The 16,892-nt window shown below is 42.6% G+C and carries 12 protein-coding genes and 1 pseudogene; all 13 read left to right on the plus strand.

What is annotated here, in order from left to right:
• Positions 1-5 precede the first annotated feature (5 nt).
• Entirely contained in the window at positions 6-1,382 is a 1,377-nt protein-coding gene (locus EPX21_RS05330) for a RagB/SusD family nutrient uptake outer membrane protein (protein ID WP_134088635.1), read from the plus strand.
• Between the two features lie 2 nt (positions 1,383-1,384).
• On the plus strand, positions 1,385-2,566 hold the full coding sequence (locus tag EPX21_RS05335) for a TlpA disulfide reductase family protein (protein WP_134088636.1): 1,182 nt from the start codon (positions 1,385-1,387) through the stop codon (positions 2,564-2,566).
• A 21-nt stretch (positions 2,567-2,587) separates the two neighbouring features.
• Entirely contained in the window at positions 2,588-2,944 is a 357-nt protein-coding gene (locus EPX21_RS05340; RefSeq protein WP_134088637.1) for a hypothetical protein, read from the plus strand.
• A 154-nt stretch (positions 2,945-3,098) separates the two neighbouring features.
• Positions 3,099-4,262 (plus strand): BamA/TamA family outer membrane protein, encoded by a 1,164-nt coding sequence (locus EPX21_RS05345; RefSeq protein WP_134088638.1) that lies wholly within the window; start codon positions 3,099-3,101, stop codon positions 4,260-4,262.
• 316 nt (positions 4,263-4,578) lie between these two features.
• Positions 4,579-5,172: an RNA polymerase sigma-70 factor gene (locus EPX21_RS05350; protein WP_134088639.1), complete on the plus strand. Its 594-nt coding sequence runs from the start codon at positions 4,579-4,581 to the stop codon at positions 5,170-5,172.
• Positions 5,173-5,296: 124 nt separating this feature from the next.
• On the plus strand, positions 5,297-6,448 hold the full coding sequence (locus tag EPX21_RS05355) for a FecR family protein (protein ID WP_134088640.1): 1,152 nt from the start codon (positions 5,297-5,299) through the stop codon (positions 6,446-6,448).
• A 515-nt stretch (positions 6,449-6,963) separates the two neighbouring features.
• A pseudogene (locus EPX21_RS23215) lies at positions 6,964-7,089 on the plus strand (STN domain-containing protein); the annotation flags it as partial.
• Between the two features lie 69 nt (positions 7,090-7,158).
• Positions 7,159-10,269 carry a SusC/RagA family TonB-linked outer membrane protein gene (locus EPX21_RS05360; protein WP_255502010.1) on the plus strand — a complete coding sequence of 1,037 codons (3,111 nt, stop codon included), beginning with the start codon at positions 7,159-7,161 and terminating at the stop codon, positions 10,267-10,269.
• 20 nt (positions 10,270-10,289) lie between these two features.
• Positions 10,290-11,726, plus strand: coding sequence for a RagB/SusD family nutrient uptake outer membrane protein (locus EPX21_RS05365; RefSeq protein ID WP_134088642.1), 1,437 nt, complete (start codon positions 10,290-10,292; stop codon positions 11,724-11,726).
• A gap of 2 nt (positions 11,727-11,728) precedes the next feature.
• Complete coding sequence (locus EPX21_RS05370) at positions 11,729-12,913, plus strand: TlpA disulfide reductase family protein (RefSeq protein WP_134088643.1); 1,185 nt, start codon at positions 11,729-11,731, stop codon at positions 12,911-12,913.
• A 217-nt stretch (positions 12,914-13,130) separates the two neighbouring features.
• Positions 13,131-14,369 carry a thioredoxin fold domain-containing protein gene (locus tag EPX21_RS05375; protein ID WP_134088644.1) on the plus strand — a complete coding sequence of 413 codons (1,239 nt, stop codon included), beginning with the start codon at positions 13,131-13,133 and terminating at the stop codon, positions 14,367-14,369.
• Between the two features lie 366 nt (positions 14,370-14,735).
• Positions 14,736-15,614 carry an SDR family oxidoreductase gene (locus EPX21_RS05380; RefSeq protein ID WP_134088645.1) on the plus strand — a complete coding sequence of 293 codons (879 nt, stop codon included), beginning with the start codon at positions 14,736-14,738 and terminating at the stop codon, positions 15,612-15,614.
• A gap of 107 nt (positions 15,615-15,721) precedes the next feature.
• Positions 15,722-16,642 carry an AraC family transcriptional regulator gene (locus EPX21_RS05385; RefSeq protein ID WP_134088646.1) on the plus strand — a complete coding sequence of 307 codons (921 nt, stop codon included), beginning with the start codon at positions 15,722-15,724 and terminating at the stop codon, positions 16,640-16,642.
• The last annotated feature ends 250 nt before the right edge of the window (positions 16,643-16,892 follow it).

Genomic DNA, 16,892 nt, shown 5'->3' on the forward strand with positions numbered 1-16,892 from the left:
AACTTATGAAGAAGACATTAAACTTGAAAAGATCAGCGATTATCGTCGCCATCATCACTTCCGTCAACTTGATCCCTGGGTGCAAAAATCTAATTGAAATAAATCCGCCCACCGCACAGATATTGGCATCTGAAACCTTTAAGGATTCGCTGGGTGTACAGCAGAATTTGACTGGTATGTATGCCCGATTTTTAAACAACAGCGTTTATTTATCGTATTCCAGCACCTTCCCGGGCATGAGTGCAGACGAGTTTCGGTATTTAGGAAACACATATGACGCCTTTATTAACAATGGACTTACCCCCGACGTGAGTTACCTCGATAATATTTGGTCTACCAACTATGCCATCATTTATATCGCTAATAATATCATCAGCAACCTGCAAACCTCAACGGCAGTGTCAGACTCCTTCAGGGCGCAGGCCCTTGGCGAGGCAAGGTTTATAAGAGCCTTTTGCTACTTCCACTTGGTGAATTATTTTGGCGACGTTCCGCTCATAACTGAGACCGATATCGACCATAATACCGTATTGGGAAACGCTCGGAGCGAAGAAATTTACGATCAGCTGGTGGAAGACCTCCAAGTTGCCAAAGCAAATTTGCCGGATCATTATTTCCAGAGCGGCCAGAGTCGCACCCGGGCCACCACTTGGGCGGCCAGCGCCTTACTAGCCAGGGTTTACCTTTATCGCCAACAATGGGCAGAGGCCGAAAGCGAAGCTACTGTGGTAATAAACAACCCCGCGTTGTTCGAACTGCCAGCTCTCGGGGACGTCTTTTCTTCCTCCAGTAGAGAAGCCATTTTCCAGTTTTACAATTCCCCGTCGGGATATACCGATTATGCCGCGCAGGTATTGCCTAACCCAGTGGCAAAGATCCCTACTTTTTACCTAACACCTCAGCTCGTACAAGCGTTTGAGCCTGGCGATGCCCGTAAATCCGTTTGGACGTCTTCAGTTGACTATAATGGCACCGAATACGTCTATGCTAACAAATATACCAGTCTGGCAACGGGAGCAAATGCGGAATATTACACCGCCTTGCGCCTAGCCGAGCAATATTTGATCCGCGCGGAATCAAGGGCAGCATTGAATAACCTAAACGGTGCACATGCCGATTTAAACGTGGTGAGACATCGGGCCGATCTCCCGGCTATCGCCCCTGCTACACAACAGGAAACCCTCGCCGCTATTGCACAAGAAAAACGGATCGAATTCAATTGCGAATGGGGACATCGATGGTTCGACTTAAAACGCACCCACACCGCGGACGCTGTGCTAAGTACACTAAAGCCAACGTGGACCGCAACAGCCGTCTTATACCCGATTCCCTTAACTCAAATACAACTGAATAACAACTTACAACAAAATCAAGGTTACTAATCATGAAAACAACTATAATTCATCAGAGCGGCAGACAGACAATCAAGCTAATAAACCTGTTCAACATAAGCTTAGCCTTTCTTTTAAGCTCGACAGGGATAAGCTTCGCCCAAGAACAAAAGTATAAGGTGATTGCTAAAATTGCGAATGTTACGGAGCAGAATGAGGCACACCTCGTGTATTATCAAGGAATCAAACCCTTTTTCGAAACCGTCAAATTAAAAAATGGACAATATGTATTTGAAGGCACGGCCCCCGGGCCCGTGATCGCTCAGTTTTTTCTAGACAATAAAGGGATTGGATACGCCGATGGAAAGTTCCAAGACAAATTGAAGCTCCGATTAGAGAATGGCGAAATCCATATCACTGCAACCGACTCCGTGAAATACGCAAAGGTAAAAGGAGGCCCTTATAACGCCGACTTTCAACAATATAAAAAGTTCATGTCCAAGGATGAGGAGAACGTTGAAATGCTGAATGCGCTGGTGGTGTTCGGCATACAGAATAAGCAGCCGAAGGAGGAAATTGAGGCGCTTCAGGAACGCCTACGCGCGGCGTCACTTACCTATCAGAAGCATGCACTCGAATACGCCAAAACCCATCCAAATTCTTATTCGAGTTTGAACGCACTGTCGGACAATATCGACTCGAAATCCGACATGAAGGAGATTCAACAGACTTTCGAGGCATTTTCACCAAAAATTAAGGAGACAGCGCTCGCCCAAAATTTACGCGAAAAAATTTCAGCAGGCCAGCATACGCAGGTTGGTTCCCTGGCGCCTGTATTTTCTCTTCCCGATACCAGCGGGAAGCAGATAAGCTTACAAGATTTTAGAGGTAAATACCTGCTGCTGGATTTCTGGGCAAGTTGGTGCGGCCCCTGTCGAAAGGAAAATCCCAACTACATCGCTAATTACCAAAAATACCAGAAAAAAGGTTTGGAAATATTGGGAGTTTCGCTGGAAAGAGAAGGCGATAGAGAAAAGTGGCTAGCCGCGATTCACCAAGATGGGTTAACCTGGCCGCAGGTTTCAGATTTGAAATATTGGAGTGGAGACGTGGTCACTATGTATAACATCCGATCGATCCCTAAAAACTTCCTGATCGACCCCGAAGGAAAGATCGTCGCGGTCGACCTAAGGGGTGAGGAGCTGGGCAAAAAGCTTGCGGAAATCTTTGAATAAGAAAAAAAGCATTAACTTGGGATGAAAAAAACAAGAAGACACGTCTTCCCAATTCTAATAGGTATGCTTTTATTGTGTGGCTGTGGTACTGCAAAAAGTACAATCACTCAAAAAGACACAGCCACACAACTTTTTCATATCTTGCTAGAACTCGAGGAACACCATGAGATATCGCTGTTACGAAAGGCTCTGCTCTTTCCGGAAGTAATCGCTATTCAGGTCTTTCCATGTCCTGCTTATATCCGGCCTGACAATACGCCTAGAGCGACTATGGTAAACATCACCTTAAGAGATAAAAGCGTTTTCCCTGCCTTTCAGGAACGCCTTTCAAAAACAACAATTAAAATCAGAAGCCTTGCTATAGGAATAGCGGAGTAAATTCATAAGTCGCAGCTCCTTTGCATCGTCTTCCCAAAGTAATTTTTTGCGCATATTTTGCAGCATAGCGATCCCTTTTACCCCACACTAAGCAAATTTGACTATTTTGCCTGCTAAAAACAGGTTTGCAATAAGCAAATCAGACTTGGATTCTATGATAAAAAGCGCCCATATAGCTGTTAGTCGGCACCTATTACCATTCCTTTTTTTCCTTCCACTTCTCATACCCCAAGCAAATGCACAAAGACCAAAAGAAGCCTGGCTAAAGCGGTATGTGAATTCGATCATTAACGATACCACGCAGGCTGAGCAAGCAACACTTACTATATATCCGACTTTTGCAAGCGCTCCTGAAACCGGCATAGAGCTAGGGGCTTCAATTATGAAACTGTTCTATGCTAATAACGACACCTTAAATCGCCTCAGTGAGCTGCAAGCTTTTACCTTCTTTACTTTTAAGGGGCAATACGGACTTGTTCTGGAAAACGCTGTTTATGGCGATCAGGATCGATGGTTTTTTCTTGGCGAAACGAAGATACAGCAATTTCCGCTTTTGTATTATGGGATCGGGCCTAACACGCCCGAACACAACCCAGCATCGGTAAACTCTTTTAACGTGTTGTTCCGACAGCGCGTGCTGCGAAAGCTCTACAAAAACTTTTTCTTCGGCCCCGAAGTCGATTATCAGCTGATTACCGGCGTTGATTTTGAGCAACCATCAGCAGGTAATCCCCATCCGATTCCACGAGGGGGTGAAGGAACCAGCAACCTCGGTTTAGGAATGGCCTTGGTATATGATGATCGACATAATGTGCTGAACGTTCGCAAAGGAAGTTTTGGAGAAATTGCTTATCTCCGCAACTTTGACGGCTTCGCAAGTGATTATAATTTTGGCAGCCTCAATCTCGAATTCCGATCTTTTCATCCAATAGGAAAAAGGGATGTGCTGGCCTGGCACATTAAGGGCAATTTCACGCAGGGAGACGTACCCTTCAACCAGTTGGCACAAGTCGGCGGTGATCGATTGATGAGAGGTTATTACCTCGGCCGCTTCCGGGACAAACATGCCCTCGCTGCGCAGGTAGAATATCGCCTCCTCCCCTTTGCTTTCAGCAAAAGGCTTGGCGCTGCCGTTTTTGCCGCCGCAGGAGCCGCCGCGCCCGAGTTTAGCGCCTTTGAAGCAAGGAACGTTAAAGGCGCCGTCGGTGTAGGCTTGCGCTATTTACTGTTTCCCAAAAAGGATATTTATATTCGTTTTGATGTCGGCTTTACTAAAGAGGGAGCAAACTTTTATGTCTTCAATGGCGAGGCCTTTTAGAAGGGCTGCCTAAAAGCTTCCTGCTTTTTGACAGCCCCTTTCACTTAATATACACGTGGCAGCTCCTTCGTCTCTTTAACACGGATTATAAGCCCGTTCATTTTTCGGCAAGAAGTACTTTGGACAAGAAAATCCATATTTTGACGGCCTCAGGCTTTCCAGCAAGCAGGACAAGTTAGGAATAGAAAAATTTGAGACATTGAAACACAATAAAATCAATGTTTTTCTTCGTATGCATCTGTAAATTGCCCTTTTTTGGCAGCACATGTAAAATATCTAAAGTGTTTTGCTGTTTTTAACTAAATTAGCATTCGAAATGCGACGTTTTAGTAAGTGCTCTGATCAGGAACTGGTGAATTTGTTATGTCAGCGGGACCAACAGGAAGCCATGACCGAGATTTTTAATCGGTACTGGCTAAAACTCCTTGCCGTGGCGGTGAATCGCTTATCAAATCAGCAAGAGGCCGAAGAATGCGTACAGGACGTCTTCCTAAGTTTATGGAAAAGACGACATCTTTTAGTTTTAAAAAGTGAACTATCGGCATATTTATCCACAGCAATCAAGTATCAGATTATCAACAGATTAGATAAGCGCTACACGCATAAAAACTTGGCCACTATAGAACTTAAAGATTATCAAAACAAATACGTCCATTCCCCCGAAGCGTACATGTTTGAAGCAGAACTTATGGAGCGTATTGAGCAAACGGTTAAACAGCTCCCTAAAAAATGCCAAATGGTTTACCGCATGAGCCGGGACGAAGGTAAAAGCAATAAAGAAATCGCAACAACATTGGGCATGTCAGAAAAGACCGTTGAGGGACACATTACCCGTGCCCTGAGAGATATTCGAAAGAATTTAAGCTTAATTTACCCCATGGTTATCGTTTTACGAATACTGATGCGCTAAATAAAAATCCTTGCCGCTGTTAATCTTTACAAATCGATAGTTTTTTCCGTTTTTTTTAAAAAATTTCCCAAAACAGCAAGGGGTACCGGCATTTTTACTGACTAATAGGGTAAAATACATAGAGATGTCGAAAAAAAAGCCTGACCACCGCATTGAAGAGCTTGCTCATAAATTGAAAATCGGCACAATTTCAGATGATGAACGCTTGGAATTTGATGAATGGTTCAACGCATACGACGATGAGCGTTTTGTCCATCCTGAGGCAGACAATCCATCGCTGGTTAAATCGCGTATTTATAACCCGCTCTTATCGGAAATGCAAAAAAGCGAAATGACTGACATTCGAAAATTTACAATCAGACGCCTTATTGCTGCTGCTTCGGTTGTTGCTGTATTTGCTGTAGGGAGCTTCATTTACTTGTATCAGTCGGCCGCAACGTCTGATATACCTAAAGCCGTTTATCCGGGTGATAAAATTCCAACCGAGGAAGGGACAACTTTGACATTGTCAGACGGCAAAAAAATCAAATTAAATCAAGCGGATGCAGGAGAACTGGCCAAAGAAGCCGGTATCAAAATCACCAAAACATTAAATGGTCAACTGAACTATGAAGTGGAACCGTCCGCTTCGAACCGATTTAAAACAAACACCCTCAGCACCGCTAAAGGGGAAACCTATTGCATTCAACTGCCAGATGGATCTCGGGTTTGGATAAACGCTGCGTCAAATTTGACGTATTCGACGGCCCCAGATGATCATGGCTTTCGCTGGGTAAAGTTGGATGGCGAGGCCTATTTTGAAGTTGCGAAAGATGAAGAACACCCCTTTATAGTTGAAACCGAAGATCAACACGTTAAAGTGCTAGGAACGAGCTTCAATATACAGGCTTACGCCAATGAACCAAAGACAACAACCACGCTGATAACGGGAAGCGTTGTGGTTGAACAGAGGAAGGTAAGACAACTGTTACGACCTGGCGAACAGTCTATCTGCTCAGAAAAAGGGATAACTGTTAAACAAGGTGATATGGATGAGGCATTGAGTTGGAGACTTGGCGACTTCGTCTTTAACGAACAAACTATTGCGGAAATTATGAGGACAATTGCGCGCTGGTACGATGTAGAAGTGTTTTATCATCCTAATTTCGACAAACATGAAACCTTTAGCGGCCAGATTTCCCGATCAGCGCATATTTCGGAAGTGTTAACAAGTTTACAATCCACGGGCAAAATCACGTTTAAAATGGAAGGAAGAAAGATAGTCATTTCAAACTAAAAAGCTAGCTTCTTCTATACTTCAGCGAATACAACTAGTTATTTTTCATTATTAAAATTTACAACATATGAAAGGAAGAAAATAAAGTAAAGATTCTAACTAACAGTAGAAAGAAAAACCAGAGGTATGCCACTACCTCTGGCTGTCTAATGTTCATCGAGTAATCAACCTTTTTATAAGGCCAAACCCTGAAACAATTTAATAAAATGAAGTTCGATTTTCAAGTCTAAAACTTCATTTGCCTAAACACTAGTAAAATTATGAATTTTTCTCTAAAAGAAAGACGTGAATCACCCCGAGGTGCTGTTCAAGCATCTGTTCAGAAACAACATAGCACACCTAGTAGCGGTAAAAATAGGTTGATGCGTGTTCCACTCATCGCCCTCTTCTTAATGAGCATGATGTTTCACATCCATGCGCTACCTTTTCAGCAAAAGGTTACCATCAATGTTAAGAATACACCTCTTAGCAGTGTGCTTAAGCAGTTTAGACAATAAACCGGCTATGACTTTGTATATAGCGACAAATTAATTGCAACCGCAAAATCAGTCACATTGGACATCAAAAATATGGACCTGACCGATGCACTTGATAAGTGCTTTGAAAATCAACCATTAACTTACGTTTTAAACAATAGAATCGTAACAATCAAAGAAGATGCACAAAAAACAACAGAAAAAACACCTCCTTCCGCTTTGCAGGCTTCCGTGGTGCACGGTAAAATAATCGATGAGAATGCAGAGCCTATAGCCGGTGCCACCGTTGTGAATAAATCTACAGACGCCCGCGCCATAACCAATCACTTTGGCATTTTTAGTATCCCCGCTGAGGACGGACAGGTCCTGTCTGTAATGTACATGGGGTACACGACACAAGAAGTCGTCATAACCGACAACAAACAGATGCTCGTAAAATTAGAACCAAGCATATCTCAATTAAATGAGCTGGTAATTGTAGGTTATGGCTCCACACAAAAGAAAGACCTGACGGGCTCGGTGTCAATTGTTTCGGCAAAAGATATTGAAGATGTTCCTTTCACTACAATTGACAATGCCTTAGCAGGTAAGGCACCAGGGGTGCAGATTACCAAAAGTGACGGTACACCTGGCGGTGCCGTGCGGATCAGGGTAAGAGGATCAACTTCTCTGTTGGGCGGGAACGAACCTTTATATGTTGTGGATGGCATTCCAGTACAGATACAAAGTAATTTTGAATCGCCCGGTTATGACATCAGCAGCCCAGTCGGAAACAGTGTTACAGGGTCAGGTGGCGTGGCGGCTGGATTATCTACCTCTTTTGTCAACGGATTAAACAACATCGGCGGGCTCAATCCCGATGACATTGAGTCCATCAGTATTCTCAAAGATGCTTCATCCACCGCTATTTATGGTTCTAAAGCGGCCAATGGCGTTATTATAATTACCACTAAACAGGGTAAAAAAGGAATGAAGCCTTTATTTAACGCCAGCTATTACAGCACCTTTACAACACCGGTTACCCCTGATGTATTGAATGCTTCACAGTATCGGATGTTAATTACCGAGGCGGCACAGGCTGATGCCGATGTTAGGCTTCCATTAGGTTTAGCGCTCCCTGCCAATAGTAATGCCATACTAAATAACCCCGAAACATTTTTTGGCAATGGCAATACCGATTGGATCAATGAAGTAACCGATAGCAAAATTGCAAATAATGGTGAACTTTCCGTTCAGGGCGGTAGCGAGAATTCCAAATATTTCAGTTCTGTAGCCTTTAATAATACGCCTGGCGTAGTAAACAACACCGGTTATCAAAGGGTTTCTGGCAAACTGAATCTGGACAATGAAATCGGCTCCAAATTTAATTTCATTACCAATATTTTACTCGGGTATACCGACCAAGACATTGGAAATGGGGCTTACGGACAGGCTTTAAGGGCACGGCCCGATTTTGCTCCTTACGATGAAAACGGAAACTATACCGATTTTACTGCCTTAGGCGCTTCTTATGAGGGTTTCCTAAACCCGACAGCTTTATTGACAGCAACAAACAATGCCAAAACATTTAACCTCCTAGGTTCGCTATCGGGCATTTATAAGTTCAGCGACAACTTCACCTTCAAAAGCGTGGCATCTTTGAATATGCAAACTTATAATCAACGCAATTATACCCCAAGCTACGTCAGTATAGGAAGCTTTTACGGCAATGTAACCAGTGATAGCGGTATCGGCAGCAATTCCAACAGCCGTTTGGCGCACTGGTTTGTAGAAAACACCTTAACCTATAACAAAACTGTACAAGATCATTCAATCAATGCCCTTGCAGGAACTTCTTACGAGACGCGAAAAACCAGCTTTTTTAGCGCGACTGCCACCGGCTATCCGAATGACAATGTATTAAATAATCTTTCGTCGGCAGTAGAGCCGATACGGGTAACAGGGGACGATCCTTCCAGGCCACAAAGCTATCTTTTATCATTTTACCTGAGGGCAAATTATGGTTTTAAAGACAAATATCTATTTACTTTCACCGGGCGTGCCGACGGATCGTCCAAGTTTGGCACTAACAACAAATGGGGCTATTTCCCATCGGGAGCCTTGGCATGGCGCATGTCGCAAGAGAACTTTCTCAAAGAAAGCAATTGGATAGACGATATTAAAATAAGAGGGAGTTACGGTCTTACAGGCAATCAGAACATTGGGGATCAAATGTACCGTACACTCTATAGCCCATACTCCTACGCTGGATCTAGCGCCTTAGTACCCACTCAATTGGGCAATGAAAACATCAAATGGGAAAACGCTAAGCAAGCAGACTTAGGAATAGACATCGCCTTATTCAATAGATTACAGGCTACGGTTGATTATTACGATAAGCGTGCCGATGGTGCGTTATTATCTTTGCCTGTTGCACCGAGTAGCTCCTATAGCTCGCTGCTCAGAAATGCCGTTGGAATAAAAAACACAGGTTTAGAAGTAGCACTTAGCGGAGATATTCTCCGCAGCGGCGAATTTAAGTGGAATGCCAGTATTAACGTAACTTGGGGCAAATCTATAGTCACCAAATTGGATGTTAACGCCGATTTAAGTCAGGTTGGCAACTTAAGTGGCATGGAATACGGAAATACGACCTTGATTGAAGGACAACCTTTGGGACTGATTACCGGCTTGACGGTGACGGGACTGATTAGAAATGAAGAGGATCTAAACGCTTACAAAGAACAATTAGGCAGCAGAAGGTCATTGTTCCCTTATCTCGGCATCGGCGATGTGATGTATCAATTGCAAGCGACTAGCCCCGACAGTAAGTATCCGGATTTTAATACGGTGTTAGGCAATGCCGCTGCAAAATATTACGGTGGTTTCAACCAAAATTTCAACTATAAAGAGTTTGGCCTTCAGTTCTATTTCACCTTTTCACAGGGAGGCAAGCTTTTATGGGGCGATCATGTTTCCAGCATGAAATTTGTCGGTACCTCCAACGCGAATGTAGCGATGTTAGACCGTTATACTCCCGAAAATCCGGATACCGATGTGCCTCGACTCATGTTAAATGGAAGCTTTTATTATAAATCTAATCTTGACTTTTTTGATGCTTCTTATCTTAAACTGCGTACAGTAACCTTTAACTATAACCTTAGTAAATTGAACTGGCTCCATAAGGCAAACATTAAATCGGCTAGTGTTTTTGCCTCGGCAACTAATTTATTTACCATTACCGCTTATCCAGGGAATGATCCAGAAACATCTAATGATCCGTATAGCGCAATCGGTGGTTATTTTGATGTGAGCAATTATCCGACAGTAAGGACTTTTTCTTTAGGACTAAAAGCAGGATTCTAACAAATAAGATTAACTAAAACATGAAAAAGATTAATTATAGCCACTATGTTGTTCTTTTACTTAGCTGTTTATTGGCTACGGCTTGTCAGGAACAACTCAATGTATATCCCACAACCACTGAGGTGGATGGTCAGGTTATTGTCGACACCAAAAGCGCCAACACCGTTTTAAATGGTGTTTATTACCGTTTCGCCAATGCTGGGGTGGACAACAACTCCGTTCCCAATATCCTTTGGACCAGCATTCATGAAGTGCTCCCTTCACAGCTAAGTGGCCTGCAGACCAGTGTCACTTATGACGAGGTGTATGCACATGCGCTTACGGCCTCCAGTAGCGTCGTCAGCAGGATGTGGACGTATGGCTATAACCTCGTTAATGCAGCAAATGGCTTTTTAAAAAATATAGAACCTGTAGACGCCATACCCGCAGCAACAAAAATGCAGATGCAGGCCGAAGCAAAATTCTTAAGAGCATTTGGGAACAACATCCTGTTGCAATATTTCGGTCAGTACGATGACGTGGCTAGCCCTCACGGAATTATACTGCGAAAGGATTTTGTAACGCCCGATCAGATCAGTTTGCCTCGTTCTTCGGTAGCCGATGTTTATACGGCTATACTGGCCGATTTAGATGAGGCAATTGCCAATTTACCTGCGTTGAACACACAGATTTATTATGCAAATATATCGGCAGCAAAGTTACTCAAAGCCCGAGTGTTGATTAACCGGGCTTCGGAAGGCGACTATCAGGAAGTGATTAGATTAACTGACGAGGTGATTACGAACGGACCTTTTGAGCTGGAAGCCAATACCAAAGATATCTTTTTAAGCAAAGGCTTTGCGAGTAAAGAAGTCATATTAGGTGTGCAACCCTATGGCAACCAAACCTATAAATTTCAAAGCAACCAATATTCCGGCACATTCCCGGCGACTGACACCTTGGTGAGCTTACTAAAAGACGATCCGAGGGAAACTTGGGTATATAAAGATGATCAAAGGGCAACGGTGTATGGGCGCAATTATGGCAACCTCAATGAAATCACTAAATACTATTCCGGTAACGTGGTCGACGCTGTGCAAACGCCTTTAGCCGACTACTGTTATGCTTTTCGCCTAACGGAGGCCTACTTATTGGAGGCCGAGGCGCTCACAATGGCACCTAGTGCTGATTTAAATAAAGCAAAAGCACTTTTGAAAACGGTGATGGGCCATGCAGGTATTAGTGATTTTTCGGCAGTGGAACAAACCAACAGCGCAACGGATTTGAAAACGCTAATTGTAAAGGAAGAAATGAAAAATTTCGTTTCAGAAAATGGTGCCGATTGGTTCGCCTTGAGAAGGCTTCCTTTAGCAACCGTTCAAAGCATCCAACCGAACATCAAATCGAAACGCAACTTTATTCTTCCGATACCGCAAGATGAAATCAACCGTAATAATAAAATCAGTCAAATTCCATAAACATGAAAATACATATTTTAAACATTTTAACCCTATTGGCCTTAGCGAGCTGCAACTCCAATACCTTAGAAAACTATGTTATTGAAGGACAGTTGCAAGGCATTGATACAGGCATGATCAAGCTGATATCCTACAATGAAGAGGATCGGAGTAGCGAAGCCGTAGATAGCGCTGAAATAGTAAAAGGACGTTTTAAACTGACAGGAAAAGTGAAAGTCCCAGAGATGATGGGGATACAGATAGAACCGGGTAACTGGAATTTTAGAATTTTCGTAGAAAACAGGCACTTAAAAATTAACGCCGATACCGCAGATGCCACACACTTCGACTATACCGCCTACGGAAGAGGGAAACATGCACAAATAAAAAATTACACAGAGAGCGGCTCTCCAAATTTTGATGCGTGGAGCGCATTTCAGGACCACCCGGGGCAGCAGCAGTTTGAGTTGGCTTTGAAGCAGCTTAACGAAAAAATTAAAGCAGTAGGCGACGATGTTGATGCACAATATGCCATAAGAGCTGAAATGGATTCCGTGCGAAGCAGGCAACAAGCATGGCAGAAAAAACAACTTGATGCCTATATCGCAGCGCATCCTGATGCCGTTGCCGGCGTTTTTATATTCAATGAACTTTTTCGCTTTTCGCATGACATGCCCTATAACGTTTTGGACAGCACGTTAAATATGTTTAGTGGCGAAGCAAAGGCTTCTAAATATTACCAACGGTTAGACAAATCGCGAGCCAAACTAAAGGCCGTTCAGCCTGGCGAAACCGCCCCCGATTTTACGCTCTTACAACCAGATAGTACTAAACTTAAGCTTTCATCCACGCGTGGAAACTATGTAATGCTTGATTTCTGGGCAAGCTGGTGCCATCCCTGCCGTCAGGCGATTCCCCATTGGAAATCTATATACCAAAAATACCACGATAGGGGCTTCGATATATTGAGTGTATCCAACGATAACAATTGGGAAAATTGGATCAAGGCCATGGATATAGAAAAAATGCCTTGGAAACAAGTGATCGATGAATTTCCTAAAAAAGGTATGCCTGCACGTGTAATCAGCGATTATATGATTAATACGATCCCACATTATGTGTTGCTTGACAAAGAGGGAAAAATTTTGGCTTCTACCGCAGACGAAGAAGTAATCGTTCACAAACTTGCCGAACTGTTTGGCAACTAACCTTAGGCGCCGCCGTTTCCTTTTTAAGGGTAAGCGGCGCTTAATATAATATCGTAATTGGTTATTTATGACGCAATATTTGCGACAAAAACAGAATATCTTTATATTTATATAGGCATGCAAAGCACTACCGAGTCGCTGATGAAAGGGCCGTTCATAATAAACTCGAACGATTTAAACTTTATAACAATAAATACCCCTATTAATAAATAAGATTATGAAAAAAACGTTATTCATGCTTTTACTGATCCCGCTTTTCAGTAGCGCTCAGGAAAAGGGCACCCGGTTTGAAGAAGGTATGAGCTGGGAGCAAGTTAAAGCCAAGGCAAAAAAGGAAAACAAATATCTTTTTGTTGATTGTTATACCACTTGGTGCGGTCCATGTAAATATATGGCTAATACAATTTTCCCACAAGAGAAAGTCGGCGATTATTTCAATACCCATTTTGTGAGTGTAGGCATACAGTTCGATAAGACCGATAAAGACAGCGAGCATGTTAAAAGCTATTATCCTGTGGCAGAAGAGCTGAACAAAAAATATAACATCCGTGCTTATCCCACTTTTTTGGTCTTCGCCCCTTCGGGAGAAATCGTGCATCGCCTAGTTGGCGGTGATGAAGCTGATAATTTTATAGCTCGCACAGAAAATGCGCTTCACCCAGAAACCCAATATTATACTTTACTTAAAAAATATGATGAAGGAGACCGTTCTCCAGAATTTTTACGTCGTATGGCTCTAGCCGCGCAAGGTGCCTATGACCAGGAAAACGCGAATAAGATATCTGAAGCCTATTTAGCTACACAAAGCAATCTTTATACTAAAGAGAATTTGGAGTTCTTAGGGAAGTTTATAAACAGCAGTAATAGCAAAGGCTTTCAGCTTATGCTCAACGAACCCGAAAAGGTCGATGCCGTTCTAGGAAAAGGAAAGGCAGGGGATCTATTAGCACAGGTTATTTTGCAGGAGGAGGTATATCCTTATTTGCGTACACCAACCGCGAATGTTGACTCACTATTTACGGTGGCCCAAGCGAAATATCCAAAAGTCGATATTGGCAAGCAAGGCGACTTACTTAAACTTCAGGTATACCAAATGAGAAAAGATTGGGATAGCTTTCAACCCGCGGTAGTTGCTTATATGGAAAAGCATGGTGCCGACGTAAATCCGCAAATGCTGAATAGCTTTGCATGGACTGTTTTCGAAAATTGCGAAGATCCAGACTGCATTGCTGCCGCATTGGCTTGGAGTAAAAAAAGCATAGATGCCACTAACAGTAAAGAGCCCACCTTCCTGGATACCTATGCTAATTTGCTCTACAAAATGGGAAGAAAAGACGAGGCGATTGCGGTAGAAAAAAATGCCTTGGCTTTAGTATCAGAAGGCGATAAAGATCAGTATCAAACTACCCTTGATAAGATGGAAAGAGGAGAAGAGACTTGGAGAAAAAGTCTGTAATTGAAATGTGCTTATTAGCACTATTCAGTACAGTTTATGCTCGTATATAAGAAAGATTATCAGCCTCTTTCGTTCTTTTTAAACATAGGTCGAGCTTTCACTCGGCTTATGTTTTTTACCACCACATCGTTCTTCTCACAGCAGGCAAACATCGGTTTTTAATTTATCGATCTTTGTCGGAGATTCCCATCAGATAGACTAATTACATTTTCCGAGAGCTAGATCGGCAAGCCTTATTTAAACACAATTAAACTTCAGTTAACCGCTAGCATTGTTTGTTTCCTTTTCGGCTACAACAACCTGACTTTCGGCTACACCGCTTTCCGAAGGCTTACAGAACTTTGCATCAACCAAAACATTTAAAAGATGAAAGTATTTGTAACAGGAGCATCCGGCTTCATCGGTTCTGCGGTAGTTAGCGAATTAATAAATGCAGGGCACCAGGTGATCGGTTTAGCTAGGACCGAAGAATCTGCAAAAAAAATAAGCGAAGCCAATGCAGAAGTTTTATTGGGAACACTTGAGGATCTGGACGTATTAAAGCAAGGCGCCTCGCAGGCAGACGGTGTTATTCACACCGCTTTTATTCACGATTTTACTCAATATCTAAAAGCTGGCGAAGTCGACAGGAAAGCGATAAATGCCATGGGCGATGTTCTGACAGGCACCGAAAAACCAATGGTAGTAACTTCCGGTATGTTGGGTTTGCCACCCATCGACGGATTTATAAGAGAAGGAAGCTCGGCTGAAAATTCGCCACGAACCTCTGAATCAACCGCTTTGGCATTGGCAACAGAAAAAGGTGTACACGCTTCGGTGCTTCGTTTGCCCCCGTCTGTTCACGACAAAGGCGATAAAGGTTTTATTCCGTTCATCATCGCTCAAGCTCGCAAACAGGGTGTTTCGGCTTATCCTGAAAATGGAAAAAATCATTGGTCGTCCGTGCATCGTCTTGATGCGGCGAAAGCCTTCCGATTGGCGCTCGAGAAAGCTGCAAAAGGAGCGATTTACAATGTGGTGGCTGATAATGCCATCCCGACCAAGGCAATTGCCGAATTGATTGGTAAACAGTTGGACCTCCCCATTCAGTCGGTTTCAGGAGAAGGAATTGCAAAGCATTTCGACTGGATGGGCCGTTTCATCACCTTTGAAGGTGCCGCTATCGGAACAAAAACACAGGAACAACTAGCTTGGAAACCTACACACATCGGCTTATTGCAAGATATGCAGGAAAATTATTTCTAAAATTTTTACCGTGTTCATTTTTTTTTGAATCCCAAAGCACCCTTTTGTCATTACCGAGAGAGGCAATGACAAAAGGAAATATTATGTAATAAAACTTACATTTAACTATGGAAAACAGATCGCTTGTCCGACTAAAAACCGTCAGTGAATTTCATAGATCCCGAAATTTACCGCAACCGGAACATCCGCTCATCAGCGTTATTGATTTTGGTAAAATTCCACGTTCGGCAGCAATTAACGGTAAAAGCTGGGTCTTTGATTTTTTCCAGATATCATTGAAAAAGGGGCTCGATTTCAAGATGAAGTACGGACAACAGGAATACGATTTTGATGAAGGTGTGATGAGTTTCATCGCCCCTAACCAAGTTTTCAGTATTGAGCAGCGTCTTCATTCCACCCAAAGCCGTTCCGGTTGGATACTGCTTATCCATCCCGATTTTCTGTGGAATACGCCGTTGGCAAAAGCAATTAAGCGGTACGAATATTTTGATTATGCCATAAACGAAGCCTTATTCTTATCCGAAAGAGAAGAAGCAATACTGAATGGAATTATTGATAACATCCGACAGGAATATCATGGACATATCGACACGTTTAGTAAGCAGATCATTGTTTCACAAATAGAAACTTTGCTGGCTTATTCTGAAAGGTTCTACAACCGTCAATTCATTACAAGAGAAAAATCCAATCATCAGCTGCTGAATCGTCTGGAGGAAATTTTAAATCATTATTTCGACAATGGAGAGCTAATCTCAAAAGGTTTGCCCTCCGTTCAAGACGTCGCAGAACAGCTGCATGTTTCCCAAAAATATTTAAGTACGCTGCTCAAAGTGCTCACAGGACAAAGTACACAACAACATATCCACAATAAGTTGATTGAGAAAGCGAAAGAATTATTATCTACCACCAATTTATCCATTAGTGAAATTGCTTACGAATTAGGCTTTGAACATTCGCAATCGTTCAGTAAACTGTTTAAGAGTAAAACCAATCTTTCACCTTTGGGATTCAGGCAGTCGTTTAATTGAGCAGAAAAAAACAGTTATTATATAAATAGTTCGATCTTAGTTAATAGGCGGATATTTTGTTACTTTACAAAGTAACAGGAGCATCTTTATGAAACCGTCATGATCTGCCAAAATCACACCGAGGAATGATTAGATCATGACAGCTTCATCACCAATAATGAAAAAATTTAAACAGATCGTTAGTTTGAAACTTTAAAAATGAATACAAGGAAAAGCATCATGTTAAGAAGTGTTACTTTGGCATAAATAG

Source organism: Olivibacter sp. XZL3, assembly GCF_004368405.1.
Classification (GTDB): Bacteria; Bacteroidota; Bacteroidia; order Sphingobacteriales; family Sphingobacteriaceae; genus Olivibacter.

What these genes read in the sequence shown, in the direction of transcription:
- EPX21_RS05345 (WP_134088638.1), top strand. Translation starts at nt 3,099, where the DNA reads ATGATAAAAAGCGCCCATATAGCTGTTAGTCGGCACCTATTACCATTC.
- EPX21_RS05365 (WP_134088642.1), top strand. Translation starts at nt 10,290, where the DNA reads ATGAAAAAGATTAATTATAGCCACTATGTTGTTCTTTTACTTAGCTGT.
- EPX21_RS05385 (WP_134088646.1), top strand. Translation starts at nt 15,722, where the DNA reads ATGGAAAACAGATCGCTTGTCCGACTAAAAACCGTCAGTGAATTTCAT.
- EPX21_RS05375 (WP_134088644.1), top strand. Translation starts at nt 13,131, where the DNA reads ATGAAAAAAACGTTATTCATGCTTTTACTGATCCCGCTTTTCAGTAGC.
- EPX21_RS05370 (WP_134088643.1), top strand. Translation starts at nt 11,729, where the DNA reads ATGAAAATACATATTTTAAACATTTTAACCCTATTGGCCTTAGCGAGC.
- EPX21_RS05335 (WP_134088636.1), top strand. Translation starts at nt 1,385, where the DNA reads ATGAAAACAACTATAATTCATCAGAGCGGCAGACAGACAATCAAGCTA.
- EPX21_RS05350 (WP_134088639.1), top strand. Translation starts at nt 4,579, where the DNA reads ATGCGACGTTTTAGTAAGTGCTCTGATCAGGAACTGGTGAATTTGTTA.
- EPX21_RS05380 (WP_134088645.1), top strand. Translation starts at nt 14,736, where the DNA reads ATGAAAGTATTTGTAACAGGAGCATCCGGCTTCATCGGTTCTGCGGTA.
- EPX21_RS05355 (WP_134088640.1), top strand. Translation starts at nt 5,297, where the DNA reads ATGTCGAAAAAAAAGCCTGACCACCGCATTGAAGAGCTTGCTCATAAA.
- EPX21_RS05330 (WP_134088635.1), top strand. Translation starts at nt 6, where the DNA reads ATGAAGAAGACATTAAACTTGAAAAGATCAGCGATTATCGTCGCCATC.
- EPX21_RS05340 (WP_134088637.1), top strand. Translation starts at nt 2,588, where the DNA reads ATGAAAAAAACAAGAAGACACGTCTTCCCAATTCTAATAGGTATGCTT.